At 68.5% G+C, this 12,287-nt stretch carries 10 protein-coding genes; 1 reads left to right on the top strand and 9 read right to left on the bottom strand.

From position 1 onward, the window contains the following. Positions 1-23: 23 nt before the first annotated feature. The 7 genes from A4249_RS01535 to A4249_RS01565 form a co-directional block, all read right to left on the bottom strand. Positions 24-437 (bottom strand): surface-adhesin E family protein, encoded by a 414-nt coding sequence (locus A4249_RS01535; protein WP_066550331.1) that lies wholly within the window; start codon positions 435-437, stop codon positions 24-26. Continuing rightward, a complete protein-coding gene (smc, locus tag A4249_RS01540; protein WP_066550333.1) occupies positions 434-3,871 on the bottom strand; it encodes a chromosome segregation protein SMC in 3,438 nt (1,145 codons plus the stop codon). The genes A4249_RS01535 and smc overlap by 4 nt, the downstream gene beginning before the upstream one ends. 12 nt (positions 3,872-3,883) lie before the next feature. Beyond that, positions 3,884-4,495: a thioredoxin domain-containing protein gene (locus tag A4249_RS01545; RefSeq protein WP_066550334.1), complete on the bottom strand. Its 612-nt coding sequence runs from the start codon at positions 4,493-4,495 to the stop codon at positions 3,884-3,886. A gap of 15 nt (positions 4,496-4,510) precedes the next feature. After that, positions 4,511-5,155 (bottom strand): DsbA family protein, encoded by a 645-nt coding sequence (locus A4249_RS01550; RefSeq protein WP_066550336.1) that lies wholly within the window; start codon positions 5,153-5,155, stop codon positions 4,511-4,513. Positions 5,156-5,262: 107 nt separating this feature from the next. Beyond that, the gene (locus A4249_RS01555) at positions 5,263-5,718 is read right to left on the bottom strand and encodes a response regulator (protein ID WP_082854002.1); all 456 of its coding nucleotides are present in this window, start codon (positions 5,716-5,718) and stop codon (positions 5,263-5,265) included. After that, positions 5,719-6,813, bottom strand: coding sequence for a PAS domain-containing protein (locus A4249_RS01560; RefSeq protein ID WP_066550338.1), 1,095 nt, complete (start codon positions 6,811-6,813; stop codon positions 5,719-5,721). It lies immediately after the preceding gene. A gap of 107 nt (positions 6,814-6,920) precedes the next feature. Then, positions 6,921-7,475 carry a DUF721 domain-containing protein gene (locus tag A4249_RS01565; RefSeq protein ID WP_066550340.1) on the bottom strand — a complete coding sequence of 185 codons (555 nt, stop codon included), beginning with the start codon at positions 7,473-7,475 and terminating at the stop codon, positions 6,921-6,923. Positions 7,476-7,495: 20 nt separating this feature from the next. Here A4249_RS01565 and mutY point away from each other — a divergent pair, with 20 nt between their 5' ends. Then, a complete protein-coding gene (gene mutY, locus A4249_RS01570; protein ID WP_066550343.1) occupies positions 7,496-8,545 on the top strand; it encodes an A/G-specific adenine glycosylase in 1,050 nt (349 codons plus the stop codon). Positions 8,546-8,548: 3 nt separating this feature from the next. On the opposite strand, the gene A4249_RS01575 is transcribed toward mutY, so the two are convergent. Together A4249_RS01575 and A4249_RS01580 are read right to left on the bottom strand one after the other, a co-directional pair. Next, a complete protein-coding gene (locus A4249_RS01575; RefSeq protein WP_066550346.1) occupies positions 8,549-10,696 on the bottom strand; it encodes an amylo-alpha-1,6-glucosidase in 2,148 nt (715 codons plus the stop codon). 148 nt (positions 10,697-10,844) lie between these two features. Continuing rightward, entirely contained in the window at positions 10,845-12,260 is a 1,416-nt protein-coding gene (locus tag A4249_RS01580) for a VWA domain-containing protein (RefSeq protein WP_066550358.1), read from the bottom strand. Positions 12,261-12,287 lie beyond the last annotated feature (27 nt).

Below are 12,287 nucleotides of genomic sequence, written 5' to 3' on the forward strand. Positions count from 1 at the left end.
AGGGGAGGGAGATGGCAAGAGGCTTAGTCCGCCAGCGCCCTTTGTCCCTGGCTGATGGCCTGCTGCAGCGTCAGCGCCTGGGCCGGCCGTTCGGCTCCGCAGGCGATGGCCAGCAGCTCGGCTGCATCCCCGCCCGGCGCGGCGTCATAGGCGGGGGCGGCGTCCGGCGTCGCCGGCCCTTCCGTTCCGTCCGCCTTCAAAGAGGAGAAGTCCAACCGATCCGCCGTCCTCGCCCGACAGTCGAACGCCCACCGCGACCAGCCGCCGACATAGGTCACGTCTCCGACCTTGAAGCCGGCCTCGGTCACCTGCAGCTCCCGCATCCGCGCCACGTCGCCCTCGCGTTCGATCGAGGCCGCGTCGGCATAGATGGCGAACCTTCCCACGCCGGTCGGGACCAGCTGAGGATCGGCGAGCGCGAGCAGCAGGGCGATCATGCGATCAGGGTCTCCGCCTGTTTCAGGTCCACGCTGACCAGCTGGCTCATGCCGCGTTCCGGCATGGTGACGCCGTACAGCCGGTCCATCCGGCTCATGGTCACGGGGTTGTGGGTGATGACGATGAAGCGGGTGTCGGTGCGGCTGCGCATCTCGTGCAGCATCCGACAGAAGCGGTCCACGTTGGCGTCGTCCAGCGGCGCGTCCACCTCGTCCAGCACGCAGACCGGCGCGGGGTTGGCCAGGAAGACGCCGAAGATCAGGGCCGCCGCGGTCAGCGCCTGCTCGCCGCCGCTCATCAGGCTCATGACCGACAACCGCTTGCCGGGCGGGCAGGCATAGATCTCCAGCCCCGCCTCCAGCGGATCGTCGCTCTCGACCAGCTTCAGCTCCGCCTGGCCCCCGCCGAACAAAGCTTCGAACAGGGTCTTGAAGTTGGCGTTGATCACGTCGAACGCCGCCACCAGTCGCTCGCGGCCCTCGGCGTTCAGCTCGTCGATGCCGTCGCGCAGCTTGGCGATCGCCTGGGTCAGGTCGATCCGCTCCGACTTCATGCTGTTCAGCCGCTCGCCGTATTCGACCGCCTCGTCCTCGGCGCGCAGGTTGACGGCCCCCAGGGCCTCGCGTTCGCGCTCCAGCCCATAGAGCAGGCTCTCGGCCCCGGCGGCGTCGGGCGGGCGGGCGATGGCGTCGTCCGTCAGCTTCTGACCCAGCTCCTGCGGCGACATCTGCGCCGTCTCGCGCAGGGTGGTCTCGGCCTCGGCCAGCTTCTCGGCGGCGGCCTCGGCGCGGGCGGACAGGCCGGCGCGCGCCTCGCGGGCCTGCGACGCGGCGGTTTCGGCGGCGCGCGACGCGCGGTCGGCCTCGGTCGCCTCGGTCTCGGCGACGGCCATAGCGTCCGACGCCGCCTGTTTCCTCTGCTCGGCGGCGACCAGCGTGTCCAGTAGCTTGCCGCGCTGCTCGGCGAAGCCCTGAGGCGCGACCTCGGCCTGCTTCAGCAGGGCGGCGGTCCGGTCGGCGTCCTTGGCCAAGGCGGCGACGCGGCCGGCGCTGTCCTTGGACCGCGTGACCCAGCCTTCGCGCGCGCGGGTCAGGCTGCCCAGCCGCTGCTCGCGGCCCTGACGATCGCGGGCCTCGGCATCGCGGTCCGACCGGGCGGTCTGGGCCGCAGTGCGGGCGGCGTCGGCCGTGGCGCGGGCGGCGGTCAGTTCGTCGCGCAGTCCGGCGATCGTCTCCGACGGGGCGTCAGTGGTCTGGGCGGCGTCCAGGGCGGCTTGCGCCTCGGCTGCGTCGGCCGCCAGCCGGCTCACGGTGTCGTCCAGCGCCTGGGCGCGGGCCTCGCGGCGGGCCTGCTCGCGGGCCAGGGTTTCCACGCGGTCGCGGGCGGCGGTCACGGCCTTGTCGGCGGCGAAGGGCTTCAGGCGCGCGGCCTTGACCGTCTCTTCGGCGGCGCGAAAGGCTTCCGTCGCCGACTTCTGGGCCGCCTGTGCCTGATCCAGCGCCGGTCTGCCCTTGTCGATCTCGGCCTCCAGCTCGGCCAGGCGCGTGCGCTGTGCCAGGCGCACGGCGGCCGGGCGCGGCGCCTCGGCGCGGCTGACGAACCCGTCCCAGCGATAGAGGTCGCCCTCGACCGTCACCAGGCGCGCGCCGGGCGGCAGAAGCCCCGCCAGCCGGGCCGCCTCGGCCTTCGGCGCCACACCGCAAAGAGCGAGGCGCGCGGTCAGCTGTTCCGGGGCCTGGACATGGTCGGACAGGGGCGCGATCCCGGCAGGCCATGACGGGGAGGGCGCATCCGCTCCGCCCCAATAGGCGGCGGCTTTGGCGTCCAGCGCCGCGTCCAGATCGTCGCCCAGGGCGGCGGCCAGGGCGGCCTCGTAGCCCTTGTCGGCGCGGACCTTGTCCAGAGCCGGGGGATGGTCACGCTTGCCGGTGACCAGCAGTTGGGCCAGGCCGCGCGCCTCGGTCTGAAGCCGGCCCAACCGGTCCTCTGCGGCGCGGGCGGCGGTCCGGGCCTCCTGTTCGGCGCGGGCTAGGTCGCCGCGTGTCGACTCGGCGGCCTCGACGGCGTCGCGCGCCGCGGCGAGGTCGGCCTGCGCCGCTACCAGCGCCTGGCGGGCGTTCTCCAACTCGGGCGTTTCCAGCGGCCCGAGAGCCTCGCGTTCACGTCTGGCCTGATCATGCTGGGCGGTGACGCGGGCCAGTCGAGTCTCGGCGTCGCGTTTGCGGGCTGTCTCGGCGTTGGCGCGGGCCTCGACGGCGGCCAGCATGCCCGCCAGCCGTTCGACCTCGCCGTCGGCGGCCTTGCGGGCCTCCTCGGTGGCGGCCAGGGCCTTGTCCAGTTCGGGACCGCGTTCGGGGGCGGCGGCGATCTCGGCCTTCAGCCGGCTCAGTTCGTTGTCGAGCCGGTCCAGTTCGCGCTGGGCGTCGGCGGCAATGCCGTCTTCGCGCGCGGCGTCGGCGGCGATGCGAGCGGCCTCGGCCTTGAGGCGATCCACTTCCGCGCGGGCCGCCTGTTCGGCCATGTCCAGCCGATCGCGCTCCAGGCTGGCGCGGTGCAGCAGGGCCGAGGCGACGGCGTCCTCTTCCCGCGCGGGCTTCAGGGCTTCTTGGGCGGACAGGGCGGCCGTCTGGGCGGCGGCGGCGGCGGTCGTGGTGTCGGCCACCGCCCGGTCGGCGTCGCGCAGTTCGGCGGCGGCGGCCTCTGCGGCCAGGCGCGCGTCGTTCCAACGCACATAGAGCAGCGCGGCCTGAAGGGCGCGGATCTCTGCCGAGATCTTCTTGTATTTCTCGGCTTGGCGGGCTTCGCGCTTCAACCGGTTCAGCGCCGTCTCCAGCTCGCGGCCGATGTCGTCCAGCCGGTCTAGATTGGTCTCGGCGGCCTTGAGGCGCAGTTCGGCCTCGTGCCGACGGGTGTGCAGACCGGCGACGCCGCCCGCCTCTTCCAGGATGCGCCGGCGGTTCTGCGGCTTGGCGGCGATCAGTTCCGAGATCTGGCCCTGACGCACCAGGGCGGGCGAGTTGGCGCCGGTGGAGGCGTCGGCGAACAGCAGCTGCACATCGCGGGCGCGCACCTCCTTGCCGTTGATGCGGTAGGTCGAGCCCTGTCCCCGGTCGATGCGGCGCGACACCTCCAGCACGGGGCTGTCAGTGAAGGGCTGCGGCGCGCGGCGCGCCGCGTTGTCGATGGTCAGGCTGACTTCGGCGTGGCTGCGCGGAGGGCGCCCGGCCGCCCCGGCGAAGATGACGTCGTCCATCCCCTGGCCGCGCATGGCCTTGGCCGAGTTGGCGCCCATGACCCAGCGCAGGCTTTCAAGGACATTGGATTTGCCGCAGCCGTTGGGGCCGACGACGCCGGTCAGGCCGGATTCGATATGCACCTCCGCCGGATCGACGAACGACTTGAAGCCGACGAGCCGGAGGCGCTGGAACTGCATCGTCCCGACGGACTACCGAAGCAGCGGATCGATGGCGGCCGACAGGGCCTCCAGCGAATGCTCCATAACCATCGTCCCGTTGACGAAGAAGGTGGGCGTGCCGGTGACGCCGGCCTTGTCAGCGCCCTCGATCTGGGCGTCGAGGGCCGCACGGATGGTCGGGCCGTTCAGGCAGGCCTCGATCTGCTCGCGGGTCTTGCCGCTGGCGGCGATGCCGGCCGCGAACCAGGGCTGGGCGCCGGTGGTCTGCAGGTTGGCCTGATCGCGCATGAAGACGGCCGCCACGTCGAAATAGCGTTCGGGCGCGGCGCACAGGGCGACCGCAGCAGCGGCGGCGGCGACATTGGCGGGCGCGGTCGGCAGGTTGCGGTGAACCAGCCGGACCTTGCCGGTGTCGATATATTTGGCCTTGAAGGCCGGCAGCACGGTGTTGTGGAAATCCGCACAGTGCGAGCAGGTGAAGGACGCGTATTCGATCACCGTAACCGGCGCATTCGCCCGACCCAGGATATGATCCTGGGCCGTGACGGGCGGGGGCGCATCGGCGGCTAGGGCCGGCATCGCCAAGCCGCCGGTCAGGGCGGCGAGGGCGAAACCGGCGGCGATGAAGGCGCTTCGCATCATCTGATTTGGCCTCGGTTACTTGGCCAGGGCCGCGTCGATGGCGGTGGACAGGTCGGCCAGGCTGGCGCCTTCACCGCCGGGCGAGATAACCTGCGTCTCATTGACGTAGAAGGCGGGGGTGCCGGTCACGCCCTGGGCGCGAGCGGCCTGGACGCGCTTCTCCATGGCGGCGACGGCGTCCTTGTCGGTGACGCAGTCGTTGAACTGCTGCTCGGAAAGGCCGGCGGCCTGGGCGGTGCGCAGCAGCCAGTCGCGGGGCGAGGACGTCAGCATCTCCTGCTGTGTCGCCATCAGCTGGTGAACCACGTCGAAATACTTGTCCGGACCGGCGCAGCGCGCCACCAGGAAGCCGGCGGTGGCGGCGTCGACCGGCGGGGTCGGCAGTTCGCGGAAGACGTAGCGGACCTTGTTGGTGTCGACGTATTTGGCCTTGAACGCCGGCCAGGTGTTCTTCTGCCACAGGGCGCAGTGGGGGCAGGTGACCGAGGCGTATTCGACCACCGTGACCTTGGCGCCTTCGGGCGCGCCCAGACCCATGTCGCCTTCCGCCGCACCCTTGGCGCCGCCGCCGCAGGCCGCCAGAGTCATGGTCGCCAGAGCGGCGCCGGTGATGGCCGCACGACGGCTCATGCGGGCGAAGCGGGATTCAGTGTCGGCCATGAAGGTTCCTCGGATCGGATCGTTGGCGATGATCGCGCGATTCCCCGGGAATGGCGCAACCCTAAACTAGTCTGGAACAGGTGCGGCGAAGTTTTGTCAACAGAGCCTTATTCGCGTGCCCACGCCCGATCGATCGCCGGTGCGGGGATGAAACTTTGCGGCCTGTCCTGGCGGGGCGGCGGATCGCTTATGCCCTGCTGAATGAAGCGCATCGCCGACAGCAGGCCGGAACGCGAGAAGGGCTTGGGGATCACGCCATGCGCGCCCAGGAAGTCCTCGGGGATCATCTTGGGGTTTGCCGTCAGAAAGACGACGGCCGTGGACGGCCAGCGATTCTTGATCAGGCGACACACGTCCAGACCGCTGGAGTTATCCGCCAGCTGGATATCGACGAAGGCGATGTCGGGCGGCGCGTCGAGCGACAGCGACTCGACCTCGCTCAGGGACATGGCTTCTCCGACCAGCCGGTGGCCTTCGTCCTCAAGCATCGCCTCGAGGTCCATCACAAGCAGGGCCTCGTCCTCGACGACCAGGATGTCGAAGTGAGGCCCGGCGCCGCGCACCTAGCCGCTCACGGGGAAGTCGACGACCGCGCGCGTTCCGGGGTCGGCTGGCAGCCACAGCGTCTTGCCGCCGATCTGCTTTGAAAGACGACCGATCAAAGTCTTGCCCAATCCCTGATGCGCAGCGCCGGGAATGCCGGGGCCGTCGTCCTGAACAACGACCTGGCCGCCTTGTTCCGTTCTTTTGGCCGAGACGATCAATCGGCCGCCGCGATCCTCGGCGAAGGCGTGCTTGATCGCATTGGTCAGCAGTTCGTTGATGATCAGCCCGATCGACGAGGCATGGGTCGAGGGAATGAACATGGGCTCCACATCGACGGACACCTCGATATCGGTGCGTCCTGTCGAGCCAATCACATCGGCGACCAGGGTGTTGGTAAAGGCGCCGACGTCGAACTGGGTGACGTCTTCGGACTGATAGAGTTTGCGGTGAACGGTCGCCAGGGCGTCCACCCGCTCCAACATGGAGTCCAAGGTGGCGGTCAGGGCAGGATCGGACAGCGAGCGCGATTGCAGGCGAAGCAGCGAGCCGATCATGGTCAGGTTGTTCTTGACCCTGTGATCGACCTCGTGGAGCAGCAGGGTCTTGGCGGCGAGCGCCTCTTGCAGATCGGCGGTGCGGGCGGCGACTTCGCGTTCGACCAGGGCCTTCTGCTTTTCGACATAGGCCTGGGCCTCGATCCGCTCGGTCACGTCCAACTGCGAGGCGAAGAAATATTCGATGTCGCCGTGGGCGTTGCGCACCGGGCTGATGAACAGGGCGTTCCAGAAGGTGCTGCCGTCCTTGCGATAGTTCAGCAGATCGATGTGGATGTCGGCGCCGGCCTCAAGAGCTTCGCGGATCTTGGCGACGGCGGCCTTGTCGGACTTCGGCCCCTGAAGGAACCGACAGTTCTGGCCGATGATCTCGTCGCGCTCGTAGCCGGTCAGATCCTGGAAGGCCTTGTTGGCGAAGACGATAGGATTGTCGTCGCGACGCGGGTCGGTGATGACCATCGGCATGCGCGTGCCGCGTATGGCGGCGGCGAACGGATCTCCACGCCCGATTTCGTGTTCGACGACATCGGTAAGTCGCCAGTCGTCTTGCTGCTTCATCGGGACTCGGAATACAGGCGCGCGACCGGAAGCGCCGTGCGGATATTTGTCGCTTTACAACCTCTTCCTACAGCACCGGGGGGCGACTGCCAACCAAGGCGCGGCGCTCAGTCGGACTTGATGTCGGAGCGCGACAGGGCGACGCGGCCCAGCCGGGCCAGGGCGGCGCGCAGATCGTCGGGGGCTGAAGCGATCGATGCGGCCAGATCGGACTCGGCCTGGGCGGGCAGGGGCGGCGGCTTGGCGCTGCGTTTGGGCCGGGCGGCGGCCTCCTTCAATGGGGCGACCGGGCCCTGGGCGATGCGCAGCCGATCCACCGTCCCGGCGCCCAGGAACAGGTTGACGCGGGCCAAGATGTCCTCGGACTGGTGCTGGATCAACAGGGCGGCGGCGCCGGCGACGCGCAGCTCCAGCACGCCGGGCGCGCCGCCCTTGCCCTTGGTCAGCTTCTGCGGGCGGGTGACGCGGGCTAGGCGGTCGCCCACGATCTCGCGCCAGCGGGGCTCCAGCGCGCCGGCGCCGCGTCCGAACTGCTCGTCCAGCTTCTTGATCATCGGCGTCAGCGCCTTGCCTGCGCGCGGCGCCGGGCGGGGAGCCGGGCGGGTGCGGCGGCGAGACAGGATCTCGCGGACCTCGGCGTCTGTGGGCAGCGTGCGGCGCATGGGTCTATATAGCGCGAGCGATGCCTGACGTCTCTCCCGACATAGACCTGATCCGCTCCCGGCTGCTGGCCTGGTACGACGACCATGCGCGCCGCCTTCCGTGGCGGGCCGCCGTCGGCGCGCCGCGGACGGAGCCTTACCGTGTCTGGCTGTCGGAGGTCATGCTTCAGCAGACGACCGTGCCGCATGCGACGCCGTATTTCCACGCCTTCACCACGCGCTGGCCGACGGTCTCGGACCTGGCGGCGGCCGAGGATGCGGAGGTCATGGGGGCCTGGGCGGGGTTGGGCTACTATGCGCGTGCGCGCAATCTGCTGGCCTGTGCGCGAGCGGTGGCGGGCGAGCATGGCGGGGTGTTTCCGGACACCGAGGCAGCGCTGCTCGCGCTGCCGGGCGTGGGCGCCTACACGGCCGCAGCCGTCGCCTCCATCGCCTTCGACCAAGCGGCCAATGTCGTGGACGGCAATGTCGAGCGGGTCATGGCGCGTCTGTTCGCAGTCGAGACGCCGGTGCCCGCCGCGCGGCCCGAACTGAGGCGGTTGGCGGGGCTGTTCGTCACCGACGAGCGGCCGGGCGATTGGGCGCAGGCGTTGATGGACCTGGGCGCGACGGTTTGCCGGCCCAAGTCGCCGTCGTGCGGGACCTGTCCGGTAGCCAGCGAGTGCCTCGGCCTGGTCACGGGCGACCCGGCCCAGTTTCCGATGAAGGGCAAGAAGGCGGAACGGCCGCACCGGCGGGGCACGGCCTATCTGCTGATCGACGATCAGGGGCGGGTCGCGGTCGAGACGCGACCCGGGAAGGGGCTGCTGGGCGGAATGCTGGGCCTGCCGACCAGCGATTGGGCGATAGACGAGCCTGCTGCGGCATCTCCGATGGAGGCCGCTTGGCGCGAGGCGGGGGCGGTGGAGCACGTCTTCACCCACTTCAGCCTAACGCTGACGGTGATGACCGCGCGCGTCGATGCGGAGGGCCCCTATCGCTGGATGCCGATCGAGGCGGCGCGGGCCGCCCTGCCGACGGTCTTCGCCAAGGCGCTGGATCGAGCGAGCGCGCCTGATCTGTTCGGCTGAGGCCTATCGCAACGTGCGGATCGAAACCTTGCCCCGCTTGTGATGCGGGATGACCACCGCGCGAGCGTCGGCGTGCTGGATGTTCAGATCCACGACGGCGCCGCCGACTTCCAGGCCGGTGATCTTCAGACGATCCAGACCGGCGGGCAGGACCGGATCGGCCAGATCGATCGTCTCGGTCCAGGCGTCGATCGACAGGCCCAGGGTCGCCTGAAGCATCAGGAAGACCGAGCCCGCCGCCCAGGCCTGAGGCAGACAGGCCACCGGATAGGCGATCGGCGGCTCGCCCGGCTCACGCGGGAAGCCGCAGAACAGTTCGGGCAGCCGCAGGTGGAAGTGGGCGGCCGCAGCGTAGATCTCGGCCAGGATTTCCGCGACCGCATCGCGCTCGCCGTAGGCGGCCATGCCGGCGGCGGCCATGGCGGTGTCGTGCGGCCAGACCGAGCCGTTGTGATAGCTCATCGGATTGAAGCGGGCCTGTCCGACCTCCAGCGTGCGGATGCCCCAGCCGGTGCGGAACTCGGCGCTCAGCAGGCGTTTGGTGACGCGTCGAGCACGTTCAAGCGACGGCAGCCCGGTGAACAGCAGATGGCCGGCGTTGGAGGCGATGGCGCGACATTGCTGGCCGTCGCCGTCGAGGGCCACAGCATAGAAGCCCTCGTCCTCCATCCAGAACTTTTCCTCGACCAGGGAGCGGACCTGTTCGGCGCGCATCCGCCATTCGGTCGTGCGGTCGTCGTGCAGGCGCTCGCCCAGATCGCCCAGCGCCTTCCAGGCGGCGAAGGCGTAGCCTTGAACCTCCAGAAGCGCGATAGGACCCTTGGGGAAGCGGCCGTCGGCGTGGAAGATGGAGTCTTCGGAATCCTTCCAGCCCTGGTTGGATAGGCCGGTGTCGGCGCCGCGCTGATAGTCGATCAGGCCGTCATTGTTGCTGTCGCCATAGTCGCGCATCCAGTCGGCGGCCGCGATCAGATTGGGCCAGAGCTTGCGAATCAGATCCAGATCGCCGGTGCGGTTGGCATAGGCGCCGGCCAAGGCCACGAACAGGCAGGTGGTGTCGACCCCGCCATAGTAGAGACCGAACGGCACCTCGTGCAGGGCGCTCATCTCGCCGCCGCGGGTCTCGTGCATGATCTTGCCGGGCTGGCTGTCCCGATAGAGCGAGGTCTCAGTCGCCTGGCGCGAGGCGAGATAGGTCAGCACGCCCTTGGCTAGCGACGGATCGAGCCAGAGCATTTGCCAGGCCGAAATGATGCCGTCGCGGCCGAACGGGGTCGAGAACCACGGCGTGCCCGCATAGGGGTAGGGGCCGGTCGGCAGGTCGGTCGTCAACAGCGCCATGTCGGCGCGCGACTGGTCCAGCCAGTCGTTAAAGCGCGGGCTGCGCGGGCCGCGCACCGAGGCGCCGCGCCGGCGTTTGGCGCGCATGGCCAGGCGGGCCTGGATGGCGTTCTGGCGCCAGCGATCGGCGTCCGGCGTCTCGCAGGCATCGACGCCGCATTCGATGAACAGATCCAGCGAGCGGCCCTTGGGTAGGCTGAACATGAACTCGGCGCGTTGATGTGTCAGGCGCGCGGGCGGTTCGGAAAAGGCGATGCAGCTGGACCGGTCCACGTCGTCCAGGCCGGTGTAGCGGAAGGTGACGCGGCGGCCATCGGTGGTCGGCGTGCGTATGGTCCCACGCTTGGCTCGCGGCGTGCCGCGCACCTGGAAGATGTCGAAGAAGTCTGCGCCGAAGTCGAAGGCGAGCGGAAGCAGGATGTCTTCCACCCCATGGTTGACCATGCGGATGCGCTCGAACATCCGCCGGTTCCACAGAAACCGCCGGCGCTCGATATGCAGGACCCCGGCCGGAGCTGACCGGCCCCCCATCGGGGGCAGGGGACGGTTGGTGGTGTGGCAGGAGAAGAAGACGTTGTCCTGGCTGACGCCGGACGACAGGCGTGACGGCTTCAGCAGGCCGACGGTCATGGCCCAGCGCGACAGGACGCGGGTGTCGCCCGCGAACAGGCCGTCGGCGCCGCCCTTCATGTCGCCCCACCCGTCGGCGACCAGGAAGGTGTCGCCTTCCTTCAGCGCCATCAGCTGTTCGAGACCCGTGGCCTCGACCGATTCACCGGCGGTCAGTTGAGTGGAATAGGCGTCGTCCATGCGGTCTCTTCCCCGTCGTTGTGAGGCCTCGGCCGAACGTGTCGCACCCGAATGCGGCGCTCAGGGGCCGCTTGCAGACTTTAATGGGCAAGTCGCCGACGAGTTCAGGCGAACCTGTGCTTTTTCATCGCCAAGCGACCTGAGAGACTTACTTGATCAGCCGTACGACGCCGATGGACCGCGCGATGTCGCGGAAGGCGGCTTCCAGAGCGGCGCTGTCTTCTGCCAGGAAGGCATGGTCGGAATCGCTGGCGCAGGTCCTCAGCAAATTGCGCCCGTTCTGCGTGGGCACGTTCAGGCCGACGGTGAAGACCTCGATCTTGTTCGACTTGGCATAGGTGCAGATCGAACCGAAATCGGCATCCGTCGCCGCCAGCTCATTGGCTTTGGCCGTTGCGACGTGCGCGCCGTCCGACGAGCGGTAACGCAGGGTGTTCACACCGTCGGTCATCAGCACCAGAATCTTGCGCGGCGTGCGGTTCGCTGGGTCATAGGCGCCGCCTTCCTGGAACGGCGCGGTGGGCGACAGCAGATTGATGCCCCAGATCAGGCCGGATGGAATGTGCGTCTCGGGCTTGTAGCCGCCGACATTGATGACAAGATTCTTGATCGCGTTCAGGACGCTGGATTTGCTCTTGGACAGGGGGCTGACCGCATTCAGGCAGCTCTGGCCTGTCGTCAGGAAACCTTTGTAGGGCGTCGCCGGCGACTGGTCGTTCAGCCGCGTCGTGCCGACGTTGCGCGAATAGACGCAGCCGAACCACTTGTAGCTGACGTTGCAAGCATAGGGAGGGACCGTGACCGTCTTGACCACCTGATCCTTGTAGCAGGTGCCGGTCTCGCTGACGCCGTCGCGCACGGTGGTGCAAGGATAGGGCGTGCCGCCGCTGTATGTCGTCTTGGTCGTGCAGGTGCGCTCCTGAACATAGTCGTCGGGCACGGAAATCCACGGGGCCTTGCGATTGGCAATCCCGACATTGACGTAGTCTGCATAAGGCACGACGCCGATCGAGACCTCGTCGCTTTCGGTCGCCATCAACTCGTTGACTAGCAAACTGGCAGAGGTCTTCAGCGCATCGATCCGCTTGATCGACCGGCTGTCCTTTTCGCTCATGGACCAGGTGTTATCGAGCACCAGAACAGTCTCGATCTTCTGCGCCACGCCACGCGTCGCCTCGGACAGTGCGTTGATATCGAACTGTTTGACGCCGGCCAGACCCGCAAAGATGGGTTTGACCCCGCCCTTGAACGTCACCGTGACGATTTTGCCATCGACATATTGGGTGCCGGTCTTCCAGCCGTCGATCAGTTGGCCGGTCTTCAGATTGGCCTCCAGATAGGGATCGCTGACCGCTTTCAACTCCTTGACCGTCTGGGCGCGGGAGGCCGCAGCGCCCAACGCTGCTGCATCGAGCGCTTCCTGCACCTGGTTCCTGACCGAGACATAGCGATTGATGTCGATGGCCAGGCCGACCATCAACGTCAGTCCCATGGCGGACAGAGCGAAGAAGGTCGCAATGTTGCCTGCGGTATTCCGGCGCAGATGCGCCAGCCGCCGCCTCATCGCTGTCCAATGCATAGTGGTCGCCCC

Origin of the sequence: Brevundimonas sp. GW460-12-10-14-LB2, from assembly GCF_001636925.1 — a bacterium.
Taxonomy (GTDB): domain Bacteria; phylum Pseudomonadota; class Alphaproteobacteria; order Caulobacterales; family Caulobacteraceae; genus Brevundimonas; species Brevundimonas vesicularis.